Consider the following 26,650-nt stretch of genomic DNA (forward strand, 5'->3'; position numbering starts at 1 on the left):
ACCCCCCCCCCCCCCCCCTCCCCCCCCCCCCCCCCCCCCCCCCCCCCCCCCCCCCCACCCCCGCCCCCCCCCCCCCCTCCCCCACCCCCCCCCCCCCCCCCCCCCCCCCCCCGGCGCGGCAGGGGGCGGTCAGGCCCGCAACGGGGTGAGCGGCACCTGGAGGGCGAGCAGGGCCCCGCTCGGGCCGGCCGTCCACGCCCGGCCCGGGTGCGTCGACGCCCGGACCACGCTCGGCATCAGGCGCACGCCGACCAGATCACCCTCGGTGAGGTTCTTGGGCGCGAGCAGCAGGCCGCGCCGCGCCCGGCGGGCCGCCAGCGTCCAGCCGCTCATCCCGCTCTGGAAGCCCTCCGCCGAAGCCGCGTAGACCAGCCCCAGGCCCCGGTCGCGGCCCGAGACGGCGATCTCCTTGAGGAGCTTGTCCGCCGCCGACCCGGTGAGCAGGTCGGCGTCGTCGATCACCACCACCCGCGGCCCCGGCAGTGCGTCGAGCGCCGCCTGCACGGTGTCCGCCGACGGGTCGTTCTCGGTGAGCACGGTGGCCGTGGCATGCCGCTCCAGGGCGCGCAGCGGCGACTCGCGCGGGGTGAGCACGACCAGTGAGGTGCCGCCGGCCAGCAAGGACACCGCGATCGAGGCGAGGGTGTTGCTGCGGCCCGACCCGGCCGGGCCGAACACCCCGAACGCCGAGGCGGAGCCCGCCAGGTCCGTGCCCACCGGTCCGCCCTCGTCGCCGCCGACGCCGAGCAGCCCCCACATCGGCCGCCGGTCGCCCTGCGCGACCTTCTCGTAGACCTCGGCGAACTCCACCGAGCGCGGCAGCACCGCGACCTGGAACGGCCGCCGGGTCTGAGGCACCTGCGCGTCCCGCTTGCGGGCGGCCTCGCCGATGGTGCGCAGCGCCTCGGCCTGTTCGGTGCCGCCGCCGGGCGCCAGCTGCGCCACCTGCGTCTCGGTGCCGCTGAGGACGTGCCAGCCGCGGCCCGGCGGGATGTCGGCCGGGATCTTGTTCGGCATCATGCCGACCGCCTGGTAGTCACTGCGGTCGCCCTGCCGCAGCAGCAGCTTGTGGTCGTTGTGCGCGGCCATCCGCCCGCCCAGCAGAGACCGTTCGGAGGTCGCGACGACATGGATGCCGGCGGCGGCACCCTCGCGGATGAGCCGGGTCACCTCCTGCACCAGCTGGCCGTGGTCGTGCTCGTCGATGATGACCGAGAGCGAGTCCCAGCCGTCGATGAACAGCAGGATGTGCGCGGGCCGCTGGGCCTTCGGCAGCAGCTTGCGCAGTTCGGCGATGCCGGTCGCGCTGTGTGTCTGCGCCAGGTCCTGCCGCTCGGTCAGTTCCCGGTTCAGGCGGTGCAGCAGCCGGCCCAGCCGCTCCAGGTCGTGCCTTGAGACCACGCCACCGCAGTGCGGCAGCGCGCCGAGCGCGGTGAGTCCGCCACCGCCCGCGTCGATGCCGTAGATGTGCACGTCGGCGGTGCTCGCCGCGCGGGCCGCCGATCCGGCGATGGTCCGCAGCACCTGGGTACGGCCCGAGCGCGGCGCGCCGATCACGTACAGGTGCCCGAAGGTGGCCAGGTCGGCCACGGCCACCCGGCGCTGCTGGAGCTGCGGCACGTCCTCCAGGGCGTACGGGATCACCAGCCGGCCCTCGCGGGTGGCGCCGAGCTCGTCCAGGTCGGCCAGGGTGAGTTCGCGCTGGAGCGGCGGCAGCCAGGGGCTGGGCTGCGGGGTGAAGTCGTCGAGGAGGTCGGCCGCGGTGCGGATCTCCTCGACGAGCGCCTGGAGGTCGGTCGGGGCCGGCCCCTGCGCGGAGGCGACCGTCACCGTCCGCGCCTCGGCAGGGAGTTCGGCGGGCCGTCCGAGGGCGTCCCAGCCCACGTCCACCGTACGCACCGGTTTGCGGGCACCGGCCTCCGGCTCGGCCGCGGCGGCCGGTGTCTCCCGGGGCCGCTCCGCGCCCACCCACGCCGTCTGGAACGGGTCCGCCTGCTTCGGCCCGCGTCGCACCAGGGCCCGCCCGGGGGTGCCTGAGGAGATGTCGACGGCGTCCTTGACGTCGATGATGTCCTGGCTCTCGGTCATGTCGGTGACCCGCAGCGCGATCCGCAGGTTGGTGTTGGCGCGGATGTCACCGGTGACCACACCGGCCGGGCGCTGGGTGGCCAGGATCAGGTGGATGCCGAGCGAACGGCCGCGCTGCGCGATGCTGATCAACCCGGGCACGAAGTCGGGGACCTCGCGGACCAGGGTGGCGAACTCGTCGATGACCAGCAGCAGCCGGGGCAGCGGGGCCAGCGAGGGGTCGGCGGCCCGCTTGGCCCGGTACTCGGGGTGGTCCTTGGCGTCGGCGGCGGCCAGCACCTGTTCCCGGCGCCGCAGTTCGGCGCCGAGCGACTCCAGGGCCCGCTCCACGAGGTGGGCGTCGAGGTCGGTGACCATGCCCAGGGTGTGCGGCAGGTTCGCGCACTCCTTGAACGCGCTGCCGCCCTTGTAGTCGACCAGCACGAAGGTGAGTTCGTCGGGCCGGTTGACGGCGGCCAGCGAGGCCACGAAGGTCTGCAGCAGCTCCGACTTGCCGGAACCCGTCGTACCCGCGACCAGACCGTGCGGTCCGTCCTGCACCAGGTCCAGGGAGAGCGGTCCGTCGAAGCCGGTGCCGATGAGGAAGGACGTGGCGGCGGGGTCGGTCTGCCACCGGTCCAGCAGGGCCTGTGCGTTGGGCGGCTCCTGACCGAGGAGGTCCAGGAGCCGTACCCGCTGGGGCAGCCCGGCGTCGTGCTCGGGGCTGACGTCCCGGATCGGGGCCAGCGCGCGGGCCAGTTGCTCGCACCACTCGGGGGAGACCCGGTCGGCGCGCACCGCGGGCAGGTCGGGCGCGCCCGGCCGCCGCAGGGTCAGCCGTCCGTCGGCGGCGAGCACGACCCCCGTGCTCTCCTCGGGCAGCAGCCGCTCCTGCTCGTCCAGGCAGACGCTGAAGATCCGCACCCGCGGTCCGTCGGTCAGCACCTGCACCATGCCGGGCACGTCCCGCAGCCGCCGCGCCCCGTCCGCGATCACCAGCACGTCGGGCTCGGCGAAGACCACGTCCCGCTCGTTGCCGGCCTGCCGGCGCCGGGACTGCACCTGGGAGACGAGTTCGCTGATCCGGGCGGAGGTGGACTCCGGGTCGTTGCCGACCAGGACCACGGGACCGCCGGCCGTACCGGGCTTGAGATGCGGCAGCCAGCGCGTCCACGCCCAGTCCGCGACCCGGTCCGGCTCGGTCAGGACGACGATCCTCAGGTCGCGCGGGCTGTGCAGGACACCGGCCTGCGCCACCAGCCAGCGGGCCAGCGGCTGCACCTCGGCGGCCGGGCCCGCGACGCCCACCACGCCGTGCGCGGCGATGTCGACACCGATCGGCGTGTCGGGGATGTTCCAGCGGATCGAGCGGTGGTTCTCGTCCCGCGCCGGATCCTCCAGTTCCCGCACCGACGGCTGGTCCACCGTGCCCAGGCGCAGCACCAGATGGTCCGGGTCGCGGCGGCGCCGCTCCCAGAGCCGGCCACCGGGACCGGTCGCGATCAGAGCCACCGACGCCGGGTCCGGGCCGGTCTTGTCCCGCACCCGCCGCTCGCCCACCACCGCGTCCCGGACCTGCTCCTCCAGGACGTCACGGCGCCGCTCGTAGGCCGCCTCCGACTCCAGGAACTGCTTGCGGGCCGCACGTCGGCCGGTCGCCCAGTTCGACAGCATCATCATCGGGCTGAGGAACAGGAACACCAGGAAGTAGTACGACTTGAAGATGCTGACCATGAACAGGCCGAGGACGATCGGGGAGATCATCATCACGGTCGGGAACGGCCGCTTCTGCGGCGGCGACGGCGGCTGCGGCAGCCGGACCCGCTCGGCGTCCAGGTGCGGGGCGATCCGCGGCGGCCGGTTGTAGTCCACGCCGTAGCCGTCGGCGGACGGCGTGACGGCCGCATCCGCCTCGACCGGGGAGCTCATCCGCAGCAGCACCGGACCCACCGTCAGGTCCTCACCGGCCGGCCACGGCACCGGGCCGGGCCCCGCGGGCCGTTCGCGGGGCGGCTGCGGGCGGGGGCGGCGCAGCTGGGTTATGGCGTCGTCGGGCGGCGGCGAGGCCAGCCGGGCCCGCACGGCCGACTCCGGGTCGGCGTCGATGCGCTGCCAGGAAGCGGTGCCGTCGGCGCCGACGGTCACCCACAGCCCGTTCTCCGGCACCCCGCCGGCGGCGTCGAGCCGCAGGGCGCACAGCGGGTCGGTGCCGATCTCGTGGCTGCCGGGACCGAGCCGCCAGGTGCGCCCGGCGCCGGGCCCGGAGACGAGGTGCACCTCGGCGAGCACTTCGTCCGGGGCACCGTCGTCCTGGACCCGGACCAGGTCGGCCGGGCGGGCCGGGCCGCCGAGCCCGACCAGGCCGCCGTCCCGGATCCCGCTGCCGGACACCGGCGTGTCGGGGTCGAGCCGGTGGCCGCCGGTGTAGAGGTTCCGGGCCCGCGGCGCGCCGGCCGCCGCCCAGTCGGCGCCACCGGTGGCGGCGGCCTCGTCCTGGGTGAGGGCGGCGGCGAGATCGCCGACGGTGGCGTTCGAGGGCAGCCGGACCTGGTGGTCGCGGCGCTGTCCGTCCGTGGCGTCCACGGTGGTGATGGTGAGGTTCACGGCTCCCAGCCGGGCATTCGTTCGTACGGGATCAGGGGACGGGTACGGCGCTCAGGGCGTCACGGCGCCTGCGGCGAGGTCGCAGACACCCCGGCCGCCTCGGAGGTGCTCGGTTCGGCGAAGTCGTCGTCGCTCTCGACGGCCGCGGCCGCAGCGGGCACCGGCACGGCGGCCGGCTCGGGCGCGGGGGCCGGCCGGGACGCGGAGACCCCGGTCGGTCCGGTGGCGGGGGCCGCGCCGGTGCCGAGGTCCGGCTCGTCCGGCAGCAGGTCGCGGTCGGCCGCGGACACGGCGTCCACCGGACCCGCCGGTTCGTCGTGCGGGAGCTCCGGGCACGGCGGCAGCGCGGCCAGCGTCCGGGCCACGGCCCGCGACAGCGGCAGCACGTCGACCCGGGCGGCGGCGGGCGCGCCGTGCACCGTGAGCACCGCGTCCGGGGCGATCTCCAGCAGCCGGGTCCGGCCTCGGGCCACGCCCAGGCTCAGCAGCCGCACGCCGGACGGCAGCGGCCGCTCCAACGGGTCGGCACAGACCGCGACCTCGATGCCGGGCTGCCCGACGGCCGCCGCGGCCGGCATCCCCGGATGCCGCGGGTGCACCCCGGCGGCGATGGCGACCCGCCCCTCGGGGAGCCGGGCGTCCAGCTGCGCGGCCAGTGCCTGGAGCACGGCGCGGGCCGAACGGGCGGCGCGCGACGGGCCGTACACGGACAGCGCGGGCGGACCGGAACGCACGTCGAGCAGCACGGCGTGGCCCATGTCGTGCCCCACGCACACCAGCAGCGGTACGGCGGCGGACGCCACGCCGTCGTCCGTCAGATCGGCACGGTCGATCCACCACAGCCGCGGATCGCTCTCGTCCGCCGCCCAGGGCTCCGGCGGCTCGCGCAGCGCGTCGCCGTCCGCCGCGACCAGCACGGCCACCCACTCCGGGCCGGCCAGCACGCCGTACGGCCGCACCCCGGGCCGGACGGCCGCGGCCAGCGCCGTGGCCCGCTCGGCGTCGGCCCACACGGCCGGGTCGCGCAGCAGCCGCACCAGCAGGCGCAGGCCGCGCCGGTAGCGCAGCTCCGTGCGGACCGGACCCGTGAACGCCTTCGCGGTCAGGCCGATCTCACGCCCGAGCCGGCGCCACAGGGCCTTCCAGCCGCCGCCGCGCCGGACCAGCCAGTGCGTGACGGCGAGGACCAGCACCAGGACGCCGACGAGGCCGAGCAGGGTGGTGATGGTGTCGGAGGTCATCGCGTCTCTCCCCGGAGATGCTCGGTCCCGGCCGGGCGGCAGCCGTGGGATTCGAGAGTGGCGCGCAGTGCGCGGATGCCGTGATGGGTACGGGACTTGACCGTGCCCGGAGGCAGCCCGAGCTGGCGGGCCACGTCGTCGCCGGGCTGGCCCAGCAGGTGGACGCGGGCGACGGCCTCCCGGTGCGCGGGCGCGAGGGTGCGCAGGGCGGAGACCAGCACCCGGCGGTCACCGACCTGTTCGGCGTGGTCGGGCACCGGCGCGGGGGCGGCGCCGCCGAAGTCCGCCGCCGTGATCCCCACCGGGATGCTCCGGTCCCGGCGCCTGCCGTCGACCACGAGGTTGCGGGCCACCCGGAACAGCCACATCCGGATGGGCCGGTCCCGCCAGTCCAGGCGTCCGGCCGACTGCCAGGCCCGCAACAGGGTTTCCTGGACGACGTCCTCCGCGCCGTGGGGGTCGCGCCCCATCATGCCGGTCACGAAGCGGCGCAGGCTGTCGCGCTCCGCGAGAAGGAGGCCGAGCGTCCGGTCCGCGCCGTCGGCGCGGTCATGGTCGATGAGGCTCACGGCCTCCGCCTTCCGGTGTCGGTGGTGCTGTTGTGCTGTGGTGCTGTGGTGCCGTTGTGCAGTCGTGCCGGGTTGCTCTGTGTCACTGTGAATCGTGTCAGGCACGAACGCTAGCGCGAATATCGCCGGTTCCCGAAGCCGCACCCGCCCCGGACTTCAACAGGTTCGTCACAGGCAACTCCGCATAGGTGGACGGAAGGTGACGTTCGGAGGGATCTTCGTGGGCGGGTGGGGGGATCGGTGCCGCGCCTTGGTTACTGTTCCGGTGTCCCGCATGTTCCGGGCGTTCCGAGACCTTCACGAGACCTTCAGGAGACGACGTGCCGCCCCTTCGCAGACCCCGGCCCCCGGCGGAACGGCCCGGTACCCCGGCGGGACGTTTCAGCGACACCTTCGCCCGCCGGCCCGCCGTGCCCCGCCGCGGGCTGGTGCCGGGCGTGCGGGTGTGGGCGACCGTCGGCGCGGCGGCCGGGCTCACCGTCGTCGTCGCCCTGGCCGTGCCGCTGCTGAGCCGGGTGGACCTCTTCCCGGGCCCGGACGCCACACCGGCCGCGGTGGTGGCAGCGGGAGAGCCGACGACGCTGTCCGGTACGACCGGTTCCGTGTCCCCGTCGCCGTCCTCGTCCCCGACGCCCTCGCACACCACCTCCCACAAGCCCGGGAAGACCACCGTGGGCGGTTCCGGGTCGGCCGGTGGCACGGGCACCGGCTCGACCGGACAGCAGTCGGGAGGCGGCACCGTCGGCTCCGGATCGGGCTCGAACTCGGATGCGAACTCGGGTTCCACGTCATCCGGTTCGAAGTCCGGCGGCTCCAAGTCCTCCTCTTCGGGCACTTCCTCGTCCAGCGGCTCCACGTCGGGAGGCGGCGGCACGAAGACCACCACGGTGCCCGGCGTGAAGCTCGTCGGCACCGGATCCGGCCGGTGCATCGACGTCACCGACGCGGGCGGCGACGGCACCCGGCTGGAGATCCTGGACTGCTCGGGCGCCGCCAAGCAGAAGTGGGTCTTCCAGTCGGACGGCACCGTCCGCTCGCTCGGCCTGTGCATGGACCTGGCCTGGGGCAACACCGCGAACGGCACCGCGATCCAGGTCGCCAAGTGCAGTGGCAACCGGGCCCAGCTGTTCTACCTCAGCTCGGCCGGTGACCTGGTCAGCGCCCTGGCCGACAAGTGCGTCGACGTGACCGACAACGGCACGGCCAACGGCACCAAGCTCCAGCTGTGGACCTGCTCGGGCACCCCCAACCAGAAGTGGCACAAGAGCTGACCGGTCCGCAAGCCTCCTTCACCGGCCACCACCGGTGAGCGAGCCCAGGTCGACGGCATCGGCCATCGCCTGCAACCCCGCGTCGTCGAAGTGCAGATGGTCGCCGGCGTCGTAGGCCGGCAGGATCCGGTCGGGGGCGGCGGGATCGCGGACGACGGCGTCGAAGTCGGCGACCGCGTCGAAGACGCCCCCGCGCCGGATCAGCTCGTTGACGGACTGCCGTACCGCCTCGCGGGCCGCGGTCCAGCCGCCGTTGCCGTCGTACGGGGTGATCGTGGCGCCGGTCACGCGGATGCCGTGGGCGTGCGCGCGGGCCACGATCTCGCGGTACGCGGCCTCGAAGGCGGCCGGATCGGTCTGGTTCGGGCTGCCTTTGATGTCGTTGACGCCCTCCATGACCACCAGTGCGCGTACCCCGCTGCGGGAGAGCACGTCGGTGGCCAGCCGGGACAGGGCGCTCGGGCCGGTGCCGTCCAGGAGCACCCGGTTGCCCGCGATACCGGCGTTGAGCACGCCGAGGCGGTCGCGCGGGGGCAGGGCGCGCAGCCGGGCGGCGAGCCGGTCGGGCCAGCGGTGGTTGGCGTTCGACGTGGAACCGGACCCGTCGGTGATCGAGTCGCCGAGGGCCACGACACTGCCCGCGGCGGGCGCCCCGAGCACGTCGACGCCGGTCAGGTAGTACCAGGAGCCGGTCGTCGTGGTGTACGACGTGCCGCCCGGGTCGGCGGTGTGGTCGCCGTCCGGGGCGATGAACGAGGTCTGCAGAGCCGAGTGGTGATAGGTCGCGGGACCCGAGTCCGCCGGGGTGTACAGACTGACCAGGAGGTTGGCGTCGGCCGGCACCCGCAGCGGCACCGGGTCGCTCACCGCGTCCCGGCCCGCCGGGACCGTCACGGAGGCGGTGCGGCGGAAGGTCACCGTACGCACCGAACCGGGAACCGCGTTCGGGCTCTTCGGGGCGCCCGCCTGCTGAACGGCGACGGTCACGGCGCCGAGGGCGAGCGGCGCCGTGCCGAGCCGGTTGGTGACCCGGATCCGCAGCGCGGCGCCGCCGACGCTGGTGTGGATCACGTTGCGCACGGTCTGCCCGGGCAGTTCGGCCACGGTGCCGGAAGGGGCGGCCTCCCAGGTGCCGGTCCAGCGGGATCGGTGGTGCCCGGCCGCCTCCGCCGGGGCGGACAGCAGGGCCAGGCCGAGAAGGGCCGCGAGGCCCGCGCAGCCCGCGAGCAAGGGTCGAACCGTGCCTCCGCGCATGGGGTGCCGTCCTTCCGAACGGGAGGAGAGGTGCGGGGGGACGGGAACGCAGGCAACCCCAATACATCCGATGAGTCAAGGACTTGAGTCAGGGTTGTCGATGTGAACGTCGAGCTCAAGCCAATCGGACGACTCAAGAAGGCGCGAACCTTGCCGTGTTGAGGTTGTTGACAGGTGCAAGTGGGGTCCCTAGGTTCCCGGATACACCCGATGTATCGATGATCCGTCAGGTCTGGAGGACGATGATGACCTCGCACCCGGAGCAACGTTCGCCGGTGCCCCGCAGAGCCGTACTGGGCACCGCCCTCGGCGGAGCGGCGGCCGTGACCCTGTCCGGAACCGCCCACGCGGCGGCTACGGAACCGGCGGCCACGGGGGCCGCGAAACCGGCGGTGCCGGCGGTCCGGCACCCTTGGAAACTCCGCAACACCATGACCACCGACGGCGCCTGGGACCGGTTCCTGCGCGGCCAGGACCTGCGGTGGACCAGGCTGCCGGCCCTCTGGTACGAGGGGCCGTTCCTCGGTGACGGGCTGCTCGGCAGCATGATCTACCAGGAGCCGGGCGCCAACCAGATCCGCTTCACCGTCCAGCACGGCCGGGTCCAGGACCACCGGCCGGAGTTCGGCAGCGGCTGGGGCACCGCCCGCCTGCCCGTCGGACACCTCACCCTCGAACCGGCCGGCACCATCACCGCCGTCGACTGGCGCCTCAGCCTCTGGAACGCCGAACTCACCGGCACCGTCACCACCACCGCCGGCACCCTCACCCTCGCCGCCCTCGTCCACGACGAGGTCCTCGCCGTCCGCGCCACCGCCGACGGGGGCGAGCGCGTCACCTGGACCTTCCACCCCGAGGAGGCCATCAGCCCCCGCAAGATCCAGGAGGCACCGCCCGCCGGCTACACCGCCAACCCGCCCTGGACCACCCGCACCGCGGCCGACGGCACCGAACAGGTCCTCCAACCTCTCACCGGCGGCGGCCAGACGGCCACCTCCTACCGCCGTACCGGCGACGACCTGCTGCTGAGCGTCGGGCACAGCTTCCCGTCGGACAGCGCTGCGGAGGCGGACTCCCGGCGTCATCTGCGGAGTGCCATGTCATACAGCACACTCAGACGGCGCCACACCCGCTGGTGGCACGCGTTCTACCGGAAGAGCTTCGTCTCGTTCCCCGACCAGCGGCTGCAGAGCTTCCACTGGATCCAGCTCTACAAGGTCGCCTCCGCCAGCCGCGCCGACGGCCCGGTCATGGCCACCTCCGGCCCCTGGCTGGAACCCACCCCCTGGCCGGCGGTCTGGTGGAACCTCAACGTCCAGTTGGAGTACTGGCTGATCCACGCCCTCAACCACCCGGAACTGGACTCGCTCGCCACCACCCTGCGCCAGAGCCAGGAACAGCTCACCGCCAACGTGCCCGCCGCCTACCGCTCGGACAGCTCCGGCATCGGCCGCAGCTCCGACATGTTCGCCGACCGCGAGGTGGGCAGGCCGGGAACCGGCGCCGAGACCGGTGACCTCACCTGGGCCCTGCACAACGTGTGGCTGTCGTACCGCCACTCCATGGACAAGTCCCTTCTCCGCGACACGATCTACCCGTTGCTGCGCCGCACGATCAATTACTACTGGCACTTCCTCACCCCGGGCAGCGACGGGAAACTGCACCTGCCCAGCACGCTCTCGCCCGAGTACCCGGTCGTCCCGCCGCAGGACACCAACTACGACCTCGCCCTGATCCGCTGGGGCTGCCAGACCCTCCTCGACTCAGCCGAACTGCTGGACATCGACGACGAGTTGAAGCCCCGCTGGCAGGAGATACTGGCCCGGCTCACCCCCTACCCGGTCGACGACAACGGCTTCATGATCGGCGCCGACACGCCGTACGACCAGTCCCACCGCCACTACTCGCACCTGCTGATGGTGTACCCGCTGTACCTCGTCAACTGGGACCAGCCCGAGAACCGCGACCTGATCACCAAGTCCGTCGTGCGCTGGCACGCGCTGACCGGCGCCCACCGCGGCTACAGCTACACCGGAGCCGCCTCGATGTACGCGATGACCGGTGACGGCGACACCGCCATCGGCTACCTGCGCAAGTTCTTCGATCCCACGACCCGCTACCCCTGCCGGGCCAACACCCACTACACCGAGGCCGGTCCGGTCATCGAGACCCCCCTGTCCGCCTCGCAGTCCCTGCACGACATGTTCTGCCAGAGCTGGGGCGGGATCATCCGCGTCTTCCCCGCCGTCCCGACCGCCTGGGCCGACCTCACCCTGCACGACTTCCGCACCCAGGGCGCCTTCCTCGTCAGCGCGGTGCGCAAGGCGGGCAGCACCCGGTTCATCCGCATCCGCAGCCTGGCCGGCGAGCCCCTCAAGCTCCGGCACGGCCTGACCGGCCCCCTGACCGTCCTGCTCGACGACGGCTCCCCGGCCCGCACCCACGACCTCGGCGACGGCACCCTCGCCATCGACCTGCCCCGCGGCCGCGAGGTCCTCGTGTACTCCGGCTCCCGCCCCGACCTCGTCATCGCCCCCGTCGCCGTCAGCGAACCGGGTGCGGCGTGGGGACTGCCGTAACCACCGACCGGAAGGCTGGGTTCACATGGCCGTTCCACCCCGGAGAACCAGGAGAACCGTGGTCGCCGCGCTCTGCGCCGGACTGGCGGCCACCCTCCTCACCACCGCCCCCGCACGGGCCGAGCAGCAGCAGCCGCACACATGGACCGTGACCGAGGCGGCCCACGCGCCCCGCGCCCGGATAGCCCTCGACGACACCACCGGCACCCTCAGCCTCGCGGTCACCCGCAACGGCCGGACCGTCATCGAGCCGTCACCCGTCGGCATCCTCACCCAACAGGCCGATCTCTCCCAGGGACTGCGCTTCCTGCACCGCAAGAACCGTATGGTCGAGGAGCGTTACCGGGCCAGGTCCGGCAAGCGCCTGGACCGCCGGGTGCGCATGAGCGAGACCCGGCTCTCCTTCGCCACCGCCGCCGGCGCCCGCCTCGACCTCGTCGTCCGCGCAGCCGCCGACGGCATCGCCTACCGCTACGTGCTGCCCGCCGGGTACGGCGACGTCCTCGGCGAGACCTCCGCGTTCACCCTGCCGGCCGACGCGGGCGCCTGGCTCAGCACCTACCGGGTCGACAACGAGGGCCAGTTCAACCAGTACACCGCCGCGACCGCCCCGACCGGCGAGTACTCGGAGCAGGCCCTGTTCGCCACCGACGGCGGCTACACCCTGCTCGCCGAGTCCGACCTCACCGGCACCTACTCCGGCGCCCGGCTCGCCCACACCCGGGGCACCGGCACCTACCGCATCAAGCTCGCCGACAGCCAGGTGCACACCGACGGGTCCCTGACCACCCCGTGGCGGGCCATGATCACCGGTGACCTCGCCACCGTCACCGGATCCACCTTCACCGACGACCTCGCCCCCGCCTCGAAGGTCGCCGACACCTCCTGGATCCGCCCCGGCACCGTGCTGTGGACCTGGCTGGCCGGCGGACGCACCGCGGGGCAGAGCCTCGACGCGCAGAAGGCGTACGTCGACTACGCGGCCGCCCACCACTGGCCCTACGAGGCCGTCGACTCCGGCTGGTACTTCAAGAAGGACGAGTGGGACGTCACCGACCCGGACTGGCAGACCGACAGCTGGATGCCCCAACTCGTCGACTACGCGCGGGCCAAGGGCGTCGGGATCATCGTCTGGGTTCACCAGCGCGACCTCGACACCCCTGAGGAACGCGCCCAGTGGCTGCCGACGCTGGAACGCTGGGGCGTCAAGGGAGTCAAGATCGACTTCATGAACTCCGAGGCGCAGTCGATGTTCCAGTGGTACGACACCATCCTCGCTCAGACCGCCGATCACCACCTCATGGTCGACTTCCACGGCGCCACCCTGCCCAAGGGCATCCAGCGCACCTGGCCCCAGGTGATGAGCATGGAGGCCGTCGGCGGCGAGGAGAAGCGCACCAACACCGCCGCCCACCTCACCACCCTGCCCTTCACCCGCAACGTCATCGGCTCCATGGACTTCACCCCCGGCGGCTTCCAGCGCGTCGGCCTGCGCCCGAACTCCGACGCGGCCGAGGTCGGACTCACCGTCGCCTACGAGTCGGGGCTCCAGATGTTCGCGGGCACCCCCGAGTCGTACGACCAACGGCCCCTCGCCCGGGACTTCCTCGACCAGGAGCCCGCCGCCTGGGACGACACCCGGCTGCTGGCCGGCAGTCCCGGGCAGGAGGCCGTGCTCGCCCGCCGCAGCGGGGACCGCTGGTTCCTCGGCGGGGTGTACGCCGGTGCCGCCCGCACCGCCACCGTGCCCCTGACCGTCGGCCGGGGCCGGTGGCTGGTGCAGACGATCCGGGACGGCGCCGACGGTCTCGTCCAGGAGAGTCAAGTCCTGCACGACGGCGACGAGTTGAGCCTCGACGTCGTCGCCGACGGCGGCTTCGCCGGGATCGCCTGCCGCTGGCACCCGGGCGTCACCACCTGCTACCGCTGAGCGCGCACCGCCGCCCGGCGGGCACCGAGCAACAGCTTGAGGGTGCCCGCCGTGGACGGCGACGCCGAACCCCGCAGCACCCCCGTCCCGCGGGCCAGTACCGCCTCGGCGGTCATCAGCTCGATCTCGATGAGGGCGCTCACCATCGGCCGGTGGGCGGGCGGCATCAGGCCCAGCACCTCCCGGCCCGACCGAAGATCGGCCCGGGCCGCCTCGACCTCGTGCGCCACGAGGGCGCGCAGCCCGGCGGAGGGCCGGCCCGCCTCGATGTCCTCCACCGCGACCGAGAAACGCTTCAGGGTCTCCGCCGGGATGCCCAGATGTCCGTCCCGCAGGTCCTCGGCGAGGTCGTTGACGAAGTCCAGCCGCTGGCTGCCGTCGATGAGCGTGCGGCAACCCGCCCGGAACCGCCCGTCGGTGTCGCTCTCGGGCCCCAGCAGCCCGGCGATCGGCAGGAAGGCGGGCAGCGAGTAGGCGTCCACATAGGCCTGGTAGTCGGCCTCCGTGGCGAAGCCGTCGAACTCCAACTCGGCCGTGGCGGTGGCCAGATATCCCTCCACGGCCTCCCGGTGCCGGGGGTACGTGCCGACGGTGTGCAGCAGGGTGCGGATCAGCGGATCGTCACTGGCCCCGGTCTCCAGCGCGGTACGCACCCGCTCCTCCCACGCGTCCCAGGCCGCCGCCCGCTCCGGTTTCGGGCCGGAGTCCAGGAGCGTGTCGCCGTGGTGCATCACGGCCGTCGCGGCGACCACGTGGGGCAGCACCGCGGGCGGCAGCAGCACCCGGCAGGCCAGGTAGGCGCTGCGCCGGTACTGCCGCACCACCCGGCGCTGGACGCTGTAGTCCCGGCGCAGTTCCGGGTCCGTGATGCCTGCCGCGGTCAGGGTCTTGTTCCACGCGCTCACGGGATGATCGTAGAGGTAGGCCCGGACAGCGGAGTCCGGCCCCCGAGGAGCTCAGGAGAGGGACTTCAGGAACTCCAGCAGCGCCGCGTTCACCTCGTCCGGGCGCTCCTGCTGGGTCCAGTGCCCGCAGCCCGCCAGCTTCAGCGGCTCGCGCACCAGGTTCGGCATCAACTCGGGCAGGCGGGCGATGAGTTCGGGCGTGCCGGGGAACGCCGGGACCAGGTCGCGGTCGCCGTAGACGTAGAGCGCGGGCGGGGTGACGGCGGCGCCCTGCCAGGGGGCGGTCAGTTCCCAGTTGCGATCGAGGTTGCGGTACCAGTTCAGGGCGCCGGTGAAGCCGTGGGAGAAGCTCTCGGTGAGCGCGTCGAGGTCCGCCTCGGTGAACCACTCCGGCAGGGTCTCCGGATCCGGCATGTCCGCCAGCCAGCCGCGCTCGGGGTCGACCAGCGGCTGCCGGATCTCGCCGGCGCCGGCGCCCTCCCCGGACGCCATGGTGAAGAACTTCCGCAGCGTGGTGCGCGGGTCGCGGCCGAACTCGGCGTCGGCGACACCCGGGCGGTTGAAGTAGTTCCAGTAGAAACGCCCGCCGAACCGCTGCTCCATGGTCCGCAGCGGCGGCTGTGCCCCGCGGAACGGCGGCGGCACGCTCAGCCCCGCCACCCCGCGCACCAGGTCGGGACGGAACAGCGCGGTGTGCCAGGCCACCGGCGCGCCCCAGTCGTGCCCGACGACGAACGCCCGCTCCTCGCCCAGCTCCCCGATCAGCCCGACGACGTCACCGACCAGGTGGAAGATGCTGTACGCCCCGACATCCTCCGGGCGGTCACTGCTGCCGTACCCGCGCTGGTCGGGGGCGACCACGTGGAAGCCGGCCGCGGCCAGCGGGCCGAACTGGTGCTGCCAGGAGTGCCAGGACTCGGGGAAGCCGTGCAGCAGCACGACCAGCGGACCGGAACCCTCCTCGGCGATGTGCAGCCGGATCCCGTTCACGTCGACCATTCGATGCTGAACCATGTGCACGAGCGTACGCGCAACGATCTTCGGCTACCCGTCCTGGCCGGCTCCTGAGGCGGGGGAGTCGTCCGGAGCCGGTTGCGGCGCGGGGGCCTGTCATGCTGCCGCCCTCCCAGCTCGCCCTGTGCCCGAACGGGCGGTCACCCCGGCGCGGCCGGGCCGGCGCGCCCCCACCGGACGGGATCTGTCAGGCGCATCGATTGACGGTCATGCATCGGCAGGAGAGATCGATCCCATGGAGCTGCGGCATCCGAAGTACTTCCTGGCGGTCGCGGAGACCCGCGACTTCACCCAGGCCGCCGCCCGTTGCTACGTCGCGCAGTCCGCGCTGAGCCAGCAGATCGCCCGGCTGGAGAAGGACGTCGGCGCCCCGCTGTTCCACCGCACCAGCCGGTCGGTACGGCTGACCGCCGCCGGTGAACTGCTGGAACCGCCGGCCCGGCGCATCCTGGCGGACGTCGACAACGCCCAGGCCGCCCTCGACGCGCTCTGCGGGGTGCGCCGCGGCCGGCTGCGGCTCGGCCTCGTGCAGACGATGGCCGTGACCCTCGACATGGCCGAGGTCGCGGCCGAGTACCGCGCCCGCCACCCCGGCGTCGACCTGCGGGTGTCCAACGCGCCCAGCTCCCTTATGGCCGCCGCGGTCCTCGCCGGCACCCTCGACGCCGCGGTGGTCAGCATGGCCGCCCGGGAGGTGCCGGAGGGCCTGGACCACCGGGTGCTCGGCAGCACCCCGCTGGTCGCCCTCGTACCCCGGGAGCACGCCCTGGCCGACCGGGAGGCCACGTGTACGGCGAGCCGCAGGTCGAGGCGGCCTTCGCCCGGGCCGGCGTCGAGGCGGGGCAGGACTTCGAGGTCGGCCAGATCCACGACACCTTCACCGACGGGCCCCGGCGGCGGACCGGGGTCACAGCGGGTCGGTCCAGCTAACGCGATCCGCGGCGGACGCGGTGCTCAGAAGGGATAGTGCGCCTGCTGGGTCGCGAGCGTCACCCAGCGGGTGTTGGAGAACGCCTCGATGCCCCACCGGCCACCGAACCGGCCGTACCCGGAGGCCTTGACCCCGCCGAAGGGCGCATGCGGCTCGTCGGCCACCGACTGGTCGTTGATGTGCACGATCCCGGTACGGATCCGGCGCGCGACCGCCAGCCCGTGCGTCGCGTTCTCGGTGATGATGCCGCAGGTCAGGCCGTTGTCCGTGTCGTTGGCGAGGGCGATCGCGGCCGCGTCGTCGGTGAACGTCTCGACGACGCCGAGCGGTCCGAAGGCCTCCGCGTAGTACAGCTCGGCGTCCTTGGGGACGTCGGCGAGGACGGTCGCCGGATGCACCGCGCCCTCCGGCCGGCCGCCGCCGGTGAGCACGGTGGCACCCTTGCCGACGGCGTCCGCCACCAGCCCCGCGACGCGCTCCGCCGCGGCGGCCGTGACCAGCGGACCCACCACGGTGTGCGGGTCGCCCGGATCGCCGGCCGGGAGGGCGGCGACCTTGGCGCTGAGCTTGCCGGTGAACTCCTCGGCGAGGGACTCGTGGACGAGGATGCGGTCGCCCGACATGCAGATCTGCCCGGAGTTCATGAACATGCTGAAGGTGACGGCGTCCACCGCGTAGTCCACGTCGGCGTCCGCGAGGACGAGCACCGCGTTCTTGCCGCCCAGCTCCAGCACCGCCGGCTTGAGGTGCCGTGCCGCGTGGGTGCCGATGATCCGGCCGACGCCGGTGGAGCCGGTGAAGTTCACCGCCCGCACCCGCGGGTCGGCGATCAGCGCCTCGGCGATCTCGGCCGCGTCCTCACGGGCGTTGGTGACCACGTTCAGCACACCGTCGGGCAGCCCGGCCTCGCGGAGCACGTCCGCGACGAGCAGCCCGCAGGCGATCGGCGCGTCCTCGCTGGGCTTGACGACGACCGTGTTGCCGGCGGCGAGCGGCGCCGCGACCGCCCGGACACCGAGGATGACCGGGGCGTTCCACGGCGCGAACGCCGCCACCACCCCGAGCGGCTCGCGGACCGCGAGGCCCAGGGTGCCCGCCTCCTGGGCGCTCAGCACCTCACCCCGCGGTGCGGTGATCGCGGCCCCCGCCTCGCGCAGGATGTTCGCGGCGAGACCCACGTTGAAGCCGGCCCACGGCCGGGTGCCGCCGACCTCCTGGGCCATGAGGTCGGCGACCTGATCCGCGCGCGACTCCAGCAGGTCGGCGGCCTTCAGGAAGATCGCGCGGCGGGCGAAGGGGGCGAGCGCGGCCCAGTCCTCGAAGGCCGCGTCGGCGGCGTCCACGGCACGGGTCACGTCCTCGGGCCCGGCCGCGGCGACCGTGGCGTAGACCTCGCCGGTGTAGGGGGCGATGTCGTCGGTGGTACGGCCGGACAGGGCGGGGACGTCCTTGCCGCCGATCAGCAGTTCGCGCATGAGGGGCATGCACGCAACCGTAGGCACCACATGTTTATGGTTCAAGCATTCGCGCCTACTTTTCGACGGCCGCCGCCCGGGTCGGCCGGCCCAGCGCCCAGAACAGGACACCCAGAAGCATGAAGCCGACGAGCGGGATCAGCTCCGTCAGCAGGTACTTCCCGCGCTCGGCATGGGTCCAGCCGTCCGGCGCGTAGTCGGCGCCGAACCAGTGGTCGCCGGCACCGGGCGCCACCAGCTGCACACTGGCGAAGAGGATCAGCAGGGTCAGGACCCCGCTGATGACCCAGGGGAGGGGGGCCCGGTACGGGCGGGGCGTGTCCGGGTACTTGCGGCGCAGGAACGGCAGCGCCGGGAAGATGCCCAGGTAGCTGACGAGGGTGGTCGACACGGCGAGGCCGAGGACCGCGCCGAAGAGCTTGGCCGCGCTGCCGTTGGTCAGCTGGTGGGCCAGGATCAGGACCGCCGTGGAGACCAGGCCGCTGAGGATGTTCACCCGGACCGGGGTGCCGAACCGGCTGGAGATCACGCCGAGGAAGCGGGGCGCGGCACCGTCGTAGCCGGAGACGGCCAGGGCGCGGTCCGAGCCCATGATCCAGGTGACGCCGGAGGAGAGCACCGTGAGGATGAACATGATCCCGGCCAGGTCGCCGAGCACGGTGCCGAACCCGCTCAGCGTGGCGGTGCCGTCGGCGCCGACGTGGCCGCCGTAGACGGTGAAGACCTGCCGGATCGCGTCGACGAAACCGCCGAGGCCGGTGATCGCCTTGACCGGCAGCACGAGCAGGATGCCGAGGATCGGCAGCGCGTAGAGGAGGACGGAGAGGACGGCGCTGCGGAAGATGCCGTAGGGGATGTCCTTCTGCGGGTTCGTCATCTCGTCGCCGGCGGTGTTCGGCAGCTCGAAACCCACGTAGTTGAACATCAGGACCGGCACCAGGCCGACGAATCCCGCGTAGGTCGGCGAGAAATCGCCGATGCCGAAGCCGTGCAGCCCGTGCTGGATCCCGTAGACCACGACCGTGACGGTGAACAGGCCGAGCAGCACGAACCGGCTCCAGGCGCCGATGGTCGGGATCCACTTGCCGACGTCGAAGGAGAGGATCGCGGCGAGCACGCCCACCCACACGAAGACGACGGTGAAGACGTAGAAGGCGGGCGTGCTCAGGTCTTTCCCGCCGTTGAAGAACGTGGTGTACGCCGTGACGGCGGAGACGGCCAGGGTGCCGCCCAGCCACACCGGGTTGGTGATCCAGTACAGGAAGTTGTTGACGGCACCGGCGAGGCGGCCGAAGGCCCGGCTGGTCCAGATGTAGGGGCCGCCCTCGTCGGGGAAGGCCGCGCCGAGCTCGGCGATCAGCAGCGCGGACGGCACGAAGAACACCACGGCCAGCACGATCAGCCAGGTGAACGCCTCGGCGCCGGACGAGGCCACGGCACCGATGGTGTCCACCCCGACGATGGTGCACAGCAGGAAGAACAAGATGTCGAACCGGCCGAAGTGCTTGCGCAGCTTCTGCCGTTCCGCCTGGGCGGCGGCCGGTGCGTCGACCGGCTCGGGTGCGAGTGGGGCAGCGGTCACCGGGAGCTCCAGCGTGCTCGGGAGGGGCGCGATTCGGCCATGGTCCACGGCGCCGCACAACCGCACAAGCGCTCGGAGCCAAGTCGTGACCATCGCTCCCGGCACTCACAGCCTCCGGAAACCTCCAGGAAACCGGAGGGACCCGTACTAGCCGCTCCTGGTGCCCAGCAGCCGCCGCACCCCGCCGACCGCCGCGACGGTCAGGGCGGTCGTCGTCGCGGCCGTCACCGCCGGGTGCCGGGCCAGCGCGGCCTGCACGGAGTGCCCGTGCGACCGGTCGTCGAACTCGCCGTGGGCGCCGTGGTCGGTGCCTGGCGCGGAGTCGGCCGGCGCGTACAGGTTGCCCCGGCCGGCGGGTGCGGGCGCGTCCGTCTGCTGGGAGCCGAAGCCGGTGCGGGCCAGGTAGCGGTCGAGGAGGGCCGGGGCGAGCCGGTTGGCCCAGATCGTCGCCGCCGTGGTGGCGCCGATGTAGCGCTGTTTGCGGCCGGGACGGTCGGCGGCGAACACGACACCGCGCGCGGCCACCTCGGGCTGGTAGATCGGCGGCACCGGCTGCGGATGCCGGGGGAGCTTGGAGCGCACCCAGGAGAACTGCGGGGTGTTGACCGCCGGCATCTGGGCGATCGTGATGTGCACGTTGCTGCCCTGGTGCAGCAGTTCGAGCCGGACGGAGGAGGTGAAGCCGTTGATGGCGTGCTTGGCGGCACAGTAGGCCGACTGGAGCGGGATCGCCCGCTCGCCGAGTGCCGACCCGACCTGCACGATGGTGCCCCGGTCGCGCGGCAGCATCCGGTTGAGGGCGGCCCGGGTGCCGTTGACGAACCCGAGATACGTCACCTCGGTGACCCGCCGGTACTCCTCCGGGGTGATCTCGGTGAAGGGCGCGAACACGCTGGTGAAGGCGCAGTTGATCCAGACGTCGATCGGCCCGAGGAGCCGTTCGACGGTGTCGGCGGCGGCCTCCACCTGGCCGGCGTCCGCGGTGTCGGCCTGCTGGATCAGCGGATGGCCGCCGAGTTCCGCGACCTCCTTCGCCGCGGCTTCGAGCCCGGCCTCGCCCCGCGCGACCAGGGCGACGCGCGCCCCGCGTTCGGCGTAGAGACGGGCGACGGCGCGGCCGATGCCGGCGCTTGCTCCGGTGATGACGACGACTTGCGACATGGTCCTTTCCTTCGGTTCGTCAGCTGATGCGGAAGGGGCGGGCCCGTTCGGCGTCGAGTCTCAGTCCCAGCCCGGGGGAACCGTCCCGGCCCGGGACCAGGGCGCCGCCCCGCGGGCTCGGGGCGCCGTCGAAGAGCAGCCGTTCGAGGCGGACGTGGTCGTGGAACCACTCCAGATGCCGCAGGTTCGGCACCGAGGCCGCCGCGTGCGCGTGGGCGGCGGGTGCGCAGTGCCCCGAGATCTCCAGACCGTGGCTCAGCGCCAGCGCCGCGACCCGCAGCCAGACGGTGATCCCGCCGCAGCGGGTGACGTCCGCCTGGAGGCAGTCGACGGCGCCGGCGGCGAGCATGTGCCGGAAGTACGGGAGCGTGTAGCCGTACTCGCCGGCCGTCACGTCGGCCATGACCCGGCCACGGACGGCGGCCAGCGCGTCGAGGTGGTCGGAGGAGACCGGCTCCTCGAACCAGGTCACGCCCTCCCCGTCCAGCCCCGCCGCCACCCGCACGGCCTGCTTGGCGCCGTAGCCGCCGTTGGCGTCCACGTACAGTTCGGCCGCGTCGCCGATGCTCGCGCGGGCCCGGGCCACCCGTGCCAGGTCGTGTGCCTCGCGGCTGCCCCAGGACTCCCCGATCTTGATCTTGACCCGGGGGATGCCCTCCTCGGCCACCCAGCCCCGCAGCTGCCGGTCCTGCCGCTGCGCGTCGTACGTGGTGAAGCCGCCGCTGCCGTACACCGGCACCTCGTCACGGGCGGCGCCGAGCAGGTCCACCAGCGGGAGTCCGAGCAGCCGCGCCTTGGCGTCCCACAGGGCGATGTCGACGGCGGAGACCGCCTCGGCGGCGATCCCCGGCAGCCCGGCGTTGCGCACGGCCCGCTGCATGGCCTCGTTGGCGCGCGGCACGTCGAGGGCGGACAGGCCGGTCACCGCCGGGGCGAGCAGGTCGTCGACGGTCCTGGCGGCCGCGGCCGGGGCGTAGGTGTACCCGAGCCCGGTGACGTCCCCGCAGCGGACGGTGACCAGGACGAGCGTGGTGCTGTCCCAGGCCGCGGTCCCGTCCGCCTCGGGCGCGTCCGTCGGAACGGTGTAGACGGCGCTGTCCACCCGCTCCACGGCCGGCAGGTCACTCACGGTCGCTCACCGCCGTCCCGCTTCGTGCCGGTGCGGCAGGAACTCCTGCACCTTGGCCTTGAAGCCCTGCCGGACCATCGCCACCCGGTCGCTGTCGCCCTTCAGGACGGCGGCGGCCGCCGCCTCGATCTGGTCGAGGGTGGCGTGCGGCGGGATCGGCGGTACGGCGGGGTCGGTCACGAAGTCGAGGACGCACGGGCGGTCGGCGGCGAGCGCGGCTTCCCAGGCGCCCCGCACCCCGTCCGGCTCGTCGATCCGCATTCCCGTCAGGCCCAGCGAGCGGGCGAAGTCGGCGTACCCGACGTCCGGGAGGGACTGCGAGGGCAGGAACTGCGGGGCGCCCTCCATGGCGCGCATCTCCCAGGTCACCTGGTTCAGGTCCCGGTTGTTGAAGACGGCGACGATCAGCCGCGGGTCCGCCCAGTCCTGCCAGTACTTGGCGATGGTGATCAGCTCGGCCAGACCGTTCATCTGCATCGCCCCGTCACCGACCAGGGCGATCGCCGGCCGGTCGCCGTGCGCGAACTTGGCACCGATGGCGTACGGCACGCCCGGGCCCATGGTCGCCAGCGTCCCCGACAGCGAGCCCCGCATCGCCCCGCCCAGCTTGAGGTGACGGGCGTACCAGTTGGCGGCCGAACCGGAGTCGGAGGAGAGGATCACGTCGTCCGGGAGAAGCCCGCTGAGGGCGTGCGCGACGTACTCGGGGTTGATCGGGTCGGCCTTGACGGCGGCCCGCCGCTCCATCACCTCCCACCAGTCCCTGACGTTGCTCTCGATCGTCTCCCGCCAGGACGGGTCCTCCATCTGGTCCAGCAGCGGCAGCAGCCGGCGCAGCGTGCGGGCCGCGTCGCCGACGAGGTTGACCTCGAAGGGGTAGCGCATCCCGACCATGTGCGGATCGATGTCGATCTGCACGGCCCGCGCCTTCCCGAACGCCGGCAGGAACTGCGTGTAGGGGAAGGACGATCCGATGACGAGCAGCGTGTCGCAGTCACGCATCATCTCGTACGACGGCCGGGTCCCGAGCAGTCCGATGGCACCGGTGACATAGGGCAGGTCGTCGTCCAGGGCGTCCTTGCCCAGCAGCGCCTTGGCGACCCCCGCCCCGAGCCGGTCGGCGACCTCCTTCACCTCGGTGCGGGCGCCGCGCGCGCCCTGGCCGATCAGGATCGCCGTCCTGCCGCCCGAGTTGAGCACGTCGGCGGCCCGCTGGAGGTCGCCGTCGTCGGGCACCGGCGCGTAGTGCGACATGCCGAGGCTGGACGGCACCATCTTGAAGGCGTGCTCGGGCGGCGAGTAGTCCAGCTCCTGCACGTCGGCCGGGATGATCACAGCGGTCACCGAGCGACGGGCCATGGCCGTACGCATGGCCCGGTCCAGGACGTTCGGGAGCTGCTCGGGGACGGTGACCATCTCGCAGAAGTCCGAGGCCACGTCCTTGTACAGGGACAGCAGGTCGACCTCCTGCTGGTACGAGCCGCCCATCGCACTGCGGTTGGTCTGCCCGACGATCGCCACCACCGGGACATGGTCCAGCTTGGCGTCGTACAGGCCGTTGAGGAGGTGGATGGCGCCGGGGCCGGAGGTGGCCGCGCACACGCCGACCTTGCCGGAGAACTTCGCGTACCCACAGGCCTCGAAGGCGGACATCTCCTCGTGCCGGGACTGGATGAACCGGGGGTTGTTCTCCGCGCGTCCCCAGGCCGCGAGCAGGCCGTTGATGCCGTCGCCGGGGTAGGCGAAGACGTGTTCCACGTCCCACTCGCGCAGGCGCTGGAGGATGTAGTCGGAGACCTTCGTCGACATGTTCGACAACCTTTCCTGAAGTGGACGTGCGTGCGTCTGCGTGGGTCTACGGGCGGCGCAACTGCCGTACGGCGCCCAGCGCGGCCGCGGCCGCGAGGGTCCCGGCGGCCGCGGTGGTCGCCCACCGCGCCGTGCCGGAGGGTTCGGCGGGCCGCCGGGCGAGCCGTTCGGGGCGGTCGCTGGGCACGGGGCCGTCGAGGGCCATGGCCAGTGCCTCCGCCAGGTGCAGGGCCCGGCGCCCGGTGCCGCCCTGCTCGATCTGGGTGCGGCAGCTGAACCCGTCGGCCAGCACCAGGCTGTCGGGGGCGGCCCCGCGCACCGCGGGCAGGACGCCGAGCTCGCCGACGGCCATGGAGACGTCGTGGTGCCCGCGTTCGAAGCCGAAGTTGCCGGCCAGCCCACAGCAGCCCTCGTCGAGGACGTCCGCGTCCAGGTGGGCACGGCGCATGAGTTCACGGTCGGCGTCGAACTTCATGATCGCGTGCTGGTGGCAGTGGGTCTGCACGGTCGCCTGCCGGGCCAGGAACGGCGGCTGCCAGCCGGCGGGCGCGTGGTGGACCAGCTGCTCGGCGAAGGTACGGGTCTGCCCCGCCAGCCGCTGCACGTCCTGGTCGTCGGGCAGCAGTTCCGGGGCGTCGGAGCGGAAGACGGCCGTGCAGGACGGCTCCAGGCCGATGACGGGGGTGCCCGCTTCCAGATAGGGCGCCAGCGCCCGCAGAGTGCGGCGCAACACCTTCTTGGCGATGGCCAGTTGACCGGTGGAGATCCAGGTCAGGCCGCAGCACACGGGTGTCTCGGGCACGGCCACCCGGAAGCCGGCGTCCTCAAGGACCCGGACCGCCGACATCGCGACCGAGGGGTGGAAGTGGTTGCTGAACGTGTCGGGCCACAGGACCACGGTCGCCGGATCCGCCGGGTCCGGCTGCTCGGTGCCGAGGGCCCGCCACCACCGTACGAAGGACCGCTCGGCGAAGACCGGAGGCTGCCGTTCGCCGGCCACCCCGGCGAGGGCCTTTCCGGCGCGGCCGAGCAGCGGCGCGTGCAACGCGTTGTTGGCCAACGTGGGCGCGTGTTCCGCCAGACGGGCCCAGAGCGGAAGCCAGCCCATCGAGTAGTGGGCGGCCGGGCGGGGGCGGCCCGCGTAGTGGTGGGCGAGGAACTCCGCCTTGTACGTGGCCATGTCGACGCCCGTCGGGCAGTCCGACTTGCATCCCTTGCAGGCCAGACAGAGGTCCAGGGCGTCCCGGACCTCCGTGGACCGCCAGCCGTCCTTGACCGCCGAGTCGGCATGCCCGTCGAGCATCTCGAACAGGAGTCGCGACCGCCCGCGCGTGGAGTGCTCCTCCTCGCGGGTGGCCCGGTACGAGGGGCACATCACGTCGCCCTCGAGGCTCCGGCAGTTGCCGATGCCGACACAGCGGAGAACCGCCCGGGTGAAGGAGTGGCCGTCCTGCGGATACCCGAAGTGGGTGTCGTGGGTGTCCGGCCGCCAGGCGGCCCCGAGCCGCAACTGCCCGTCCACCCGCTGCGGGTCGACGACCTTGCCCGGGTTCATCCGGTTGCCCGGATCGAACAGTGCCTTCAGCTCGCCGAAGGCACCGACGAGCCGCTCCCCGAACATGCGGGTCAGCAGCTCGCCCCGGGCCTGCCCGTCGCCGTGCTCGCCCGACAGCGAACCGCCGTAGGAGGCGACCAGGTCGGCGGCCCGCTCCAGGAACCTGCGGAAGTCCGCGACGCCGTCCGCGGTCTTCAGCCCGAACGGGATCCGTGTGTGCACACAGCCCTGCCCGAAGTGCCCGTACAGCGAGGGGTGGTCGTAGTCGAACTCCTCGAACAGCCCCTTGAGGTCCCGCAGGTAGTCGCCGAGCCGGTCGGGCGGCACCGCCGAGTCCTCCCAGCCCTCCCAGGTCTCCCGGTCGTCCGGCGGCCGCGCGGTGACCCCGAGTCCGGCCTCCCGCGCCTTCAGCATCTTCTGCTCGCGCTGCGGATTGTCGGAGAACGCGACCGACGAGTCCTTCTCCGACCGCCCGATCGACTTCAGCAGCGCGTGCGCCTGCGCGTCGACCTCCTCCTGGCTGTCCCCGGTGAACTGCACCAGCAGCCAGCTGTCCGCCTCCGGCAGCACCCGCAGCGATTCCAGGTAGGCGTGCTCCTCGCGCATCAGCTGCGCCATCCGCCCGTCCAGCGCCTCCAGCTGGCCGGGGGAGCAGTGCTCGAGGATCTGCGGCACGTGGTCGGCGGCCCGGCAGATGTCGTCGTACCCGAGCACCAGCAGCGACTCGTACGAGGGCACCGGCACCAGGTCCAGCTCGGCGCGCAGCACGGTCACCAGCGTGCCCTCGCTGCCGACCAGGGCCCTGGCCACGTCGAAGCCGTTCTCCGGGAGCAGCGAGTCGAGGTTGTAGCCGGAGACACGGCGCGGGATCTTCGGGTAGCCGCGCCGGATGTCCCCCAGGTACTCGGTGACGAGTCGGTCGAGGCCGTCGTACAGCTCGGCCCGCCGGCCGCCCTCGGCGGCGATGTGGGCCCGCTCCGCCTTCGAGGTGGGCCCCACCCACATCCGCAGCCCGTCGTACGTCATCACTTCGAGCCGGCGCACGTTGTCGACCGTCTTGCCGTAAGCCTGCGCGGACGCACCGCACGAGTTGTTGCCGATCATGCCGCCGAGCGCGCAGTGGCTGTGCGTCGACGGCTTCGGGCCGAACTTGAGCTTGTGGTCGGTAAGCCGCCGGTTGAGTTCGTCCAGGACGATGCCCGGTTCCACCACACAGGTGCGGGCGTCGGGGTCGACGGAGACCAGGGCGTTGCAGTGCTTGCTCCAGTCGATCACCACTGCCTCGTTCGTGGTCTGCCCTGCGAGACTGGTGCCGCCGCCCCGCGACAGCACCGGCACGTCGAAGCGGGCGCACAGCTCCACCGCGTGGGCGCCGGCCTCCACGGTGCGGGGCACGACCACGCCGAGCGGGACCTGCCGGTAGTTGGAGCCGTCCGTGGAGTAGGCGCCCCGGCTCCCGGTATCGAAGCGGACCTCCGCGTCGGTCCCGGCCCGCAGGGCGGTGACCAGGCGGTCCAGTGACTCTCCGGGAACGCGTGAGCTCATGGCCTACCTCCGGGCTGACAGGGAGTCCC

16 protein-coding genes are annotated in these 26,650 nt (G+C 73.0%); 4 read left to right on the plus strand and 12 right to left on the minus strand.

The window, feature by feature from the left end:
- Nucleotides 1–129: 129 nt before the first annotated feature.
- The 3 genes from ACZ63F_RS05305 to ACZ63F_RS05315 are packed head-to-tail and all read right to left on the minus strand — an operon-like array spanning nucleotide 130 to nucleotide 6,481.
- Nucleotides 130–4,671, minus strand: a complete 4,542-nt coding sequence (locus ACZ63F_RS05305; RefSeq protein WP_469708872.1) for an FtsK/SpoIIIE domain-containing protein — start codon at nucleotides 4,669–4,671, stop codon at nucleotides 130–132.
- A gap of 59 nt (nucleotides 4,672–4,730) precedes the next feature.
- A complete protein-coding gene (locus ACZ63F_RS05310) occupies nucleotides 4,731–5,912 on the minus strand; it encodes a hypothetical protein (protein ID WP_469708874.1) in 1,182 nt (393 codons plus the stop codon).
- The gene (locus tag ACZ63F_RS05315) at nucleotides 5,909–6,481 is read right to left on the minus strand and encodes a sigma-70 family RNA polymerase sigma factor (RefSeq protein WP_352362501.1); all 573 of its coding nucleotides are present in this window, start codon (nucleotides 6,479–6,481) and stop codon (nucleotides 5,909–5,911) included. The genes ACZ63F_RS05310 and ACZ63F_RS05315 overlap by 4 nt, the downstream gene beginning before the upstream one ends.
- Before the next feature lie 320 nt (nucleotides 6,482–6,801).
- On the opposite strand from ACZ63F_RS05315, the gene ACZ63F_RS05320 reads away from it, so the two are divergent.
- A complete protein-coding gene (locus tag ACZ63F_RS05320; RefSeq protein WP_469708876.1) occupies nucleotides 6,802–7,752 on the plus strand; it encodes a ricin-type beta-trefoil lectin domain protein in 951 nt (316 codons plus the stop codon).
- An 18-nt stretch (nucleotides 7,753–7,770) separates the two neighbouring features.
- Here ACZ63F_RS05320 and ACZ63F_RS05325 read toward each other — a convergent pair whose 3' ends face one another.
- Complete coding sequence (locus tag ACZ63F_RS05325) at nucleotides 7,771–9,006, minus strand: SGNH/GDSL hydrolase family protein (RefSeq protein ID WP_469708878.1); 1,236 nt, start codon at nucleotides 9,004–9,006, stop codon at nucleotides 7,771–7,773.
- Nucleotides 9,007–9,251: 245 nt separating this feature from the next.
- On the opposite strand from ACZ63F_RS05325, the gene ACZ63F_RS05330 reads away from it, so the two are divergent.
- Complete coding sequence (locus ACZ63F_RS05330; protein WP_469709332.1) at nucleotides 9,252–11,585, plus strand: glycosyl hydrolase family 95 catalytic domain-containing protein; 2,334 nt, start codon at nucleotides 9,252–9,254, stop codon at nucleotides 11,583–11,585.
- A 25-nt stretch (nucleotides 11,586–11,610) separates the two neighbouring features.
- Nucleotides 11,611–13,515, plus strand: coding sequence for a glycoside hydrolase family 97 protein (locus ACZ63F_RS05335; RefSeq protein WP_469708880.1), 1,905 nt, complete (start codon nucleotides 11,611–11,613; stop codon nucleotides 13,513–13,515).
- Here ACZ63F_RS05335 and ACZ63F_RS05340 read toward each other — a convergent pair.
- Nucleotides 13,506–14,420, minus strand: a complete 915-nt coding sequence (locus tag ACZ63F_RS05340) for a squalene/phytoene synthase family protein (protein WP_469708881.1) — start codon at nucleotides 14,418–14,420, stop codon at nucleotides 13,506–13,508. The genes ACZ63F_RS05335 and ACZ63F_RS05340 overlap by 10 nt on opposite strands.
- A gap of 51 nt (nucleotides 14,421–14,471) precedes the next feature.
- A complete protein-coding gene (locus tag ACZ63F_RS05345; protein ID WP_469708883.1) occupies nucleotides 14,472–15,434 on the minus strand; it encodes an alpha/beta fold hydrolase in 963 nt (320 codons plus the stop codon).
- Nucleotides 15,435–15,669: 235 nt separating this feature from the next.
- On the opposite strand from ACZ63F_RS05345, the gene ACZ63F_RS05350 reads away from it, so the two are divergent.
- A complete protein-coding gene (locus tag ACZ63F_RS05350; RefSeq protein WP_469708885.1) occupies nucleotides 15,670–16,401 on the plus strand; it encodes a LysR family transcriptional regulator in 732 nt (243 codons plus the stop codon).
- On the opposite strand, the gene ACZ63F_RS05355 is transcribed toward ACZ63F_RS05350, so the two are convergent.
- The 6 genes from ACZ63F_RS05355 to ACZ63F_RS05380 all read right to left on the minus strand — a co-directional run bounded on the left by ACZ63F_RS05355 (nucleotide 16,389) and on the right by ACZ63F_RS05380 (nucleotide 26,621).
- Complete coding sequence (locus tag ACZ63F_RS05355) at nucleotides 16,389–17,849, minus strand: aldehyde dehydrogenase family protein (RefSeq protein WP_469708886.1); 1,461 nt, start codon at nucleotides 17,847–17,849, stop codon at nucleotides 16,389–16,391. The two genes, ACZ63F_RS05350 and ACZ63F_RS05355, sit on opposite strands and share 13 nt — an antisense overlap.
- A 46-nt stretch (nucleotides 17,850–17,895) precedes the next feature.
- Nucleotides 17,896–19,422 carry an APC family permease gene (locus ACZ63F_RS05360; protein ID WP_469708887.1) on the minus strand — a complete coding sequence of 509 codons (1,527 nt, stop codon included), beginning with the start codon at nucleotides 19,420–19,422 and terminating at the stop codon, nucleotides 17,896–17,898.
- A 147-nt stretch (nucleotides 19,423–19,569) separates the two neighbouring features.
- A complete protein-coding gene (locus tag ACZ63F_RS05365; RefSeq protein ID WP_469708889.1) occupies nucleotides 19,570–20,583 on the minus strand; it encodes an SDR family oxidoreductase in 1,014 nt (337 codons plus the stop codon).
- A 19-nt stretch (nucleotides 20,584–20,602) separates the two neighbouring features.
- A complete protein-coding gene (locus ACZ63F_RS05370; protein ID WP_469708891.1) occupies nucleotides 20,603–21,712 on the minus strand; it encodes an enolase C-terminal domain-like protein in 1,110 nt (369 codons plus the stop codon).
- 6 nt (nucleotides 21,713–21,718) lie between these two features.
- Complete coding sequence (locus ACZ63F_RS05375; RefSeq protein ID WP_469708892.1) at nucleotides 21,719–23,521, minus strand: thiamine pyrophosphate-requiring protein; 1,803 nt, start codon at nucleotides 23,519–23,521, stop codon at nucleotides 21,719–21,721.
- Between the two features lie 46 nt (nucleotides 23,522–23,567).
- Nucleotides 23,568–26,621, minus strand: a complete 3,054-nt coding sequence (locus tag ACZ63F_RS05380) for an FAD-binding and (Fe-S)-binding domain-containing protein (protein WP_469708893.1) — start codon at nucleotides 26,619–26,621, stop codon at nucleotides 23,568–23,570.
- Between the last annotated feature and the right edge of the window lie 29 nt (nucleotides 26,622–26,650).

It is taken from the genome of Streptomyces sp. NPDC104761, assembly GCF_055583445.1.

Bases quoted from the DNA above. Each gene is read 5' to 3' on its own strand.
- ACZ63F_RS05310 (WP_469708874.1), bottom strand. From the start codon at position 5,912: ATGACCTCCGACACCATCACCACCCTGCTCGGCCTCGTCGGCGTCCTG.
- ACZ63F_RS05375 (WP_469708892.1), bottom strand. From the start codon at position 23,521: ATGTCGACGAAGGTCTCCGACTACATCCTCCAGCGCCTGCGCGAGTGG.
- ACZ63F_RS05380 (WP_469708893.1), bottom strand. From the start codon at position 26,621: ATGAGCTCACGCGTTCCCGGAGAGTCACTGGACCGCCTGGTCACCGCC.
- ACZ63F_RS05345 (WP_469708883.1), bottom strand. From the start codon at position 15,434: ATGGTTCAGCATCGAATGGTCGACGTGAACGGGATCCGGCTGCACATC.
- ACZ63F_RS05325 (WP_469708878.1), bottom strand. From the start codon at position 9,006: ATGCGCGGAGGCACGGTTCGACCCTTGCTCGCGGGCTGCGCGGGCCTC.
- ACZ63F_RS05335 (WP_469708880.1), top strand. From the start codon at position 11,611: ATGGCCGTTCCACCCCGGAGAACCAGGAGAACCGTGGTCGCCGCGCTC.
- ACZ63F_RS05355 (WP_469708886.1), bottom strand. From the start codon at position 17,849: ATGCCCCTCATGCGCGAACTGCTGATCGGCGGCAAGGACGTCCCCGCC.
- ACZ63F_RS05350 (WP_469708885.1), top strand. From the start codon at position 15,670: ATGGAGCTGCGGCATCCGAAGTACTTCCTGGCGGTCGCGGAGACCCGC.
- ACZ63F_RS05365 (WP_469708889.1), bottom strand. From the start codon at position 20,583: ATGTCGCAAGTCGTCGTCATCACCGGAGCAAGCGCCGGCATCGGCCGC.
- ACZ63F_RS05330 (WP_469709332.1), top strand. From the start codon at position 9,252: ATGACCTCGCACCCGGAGCAACGTTCGCCGGTGCCCCGCAGAGCCGTA.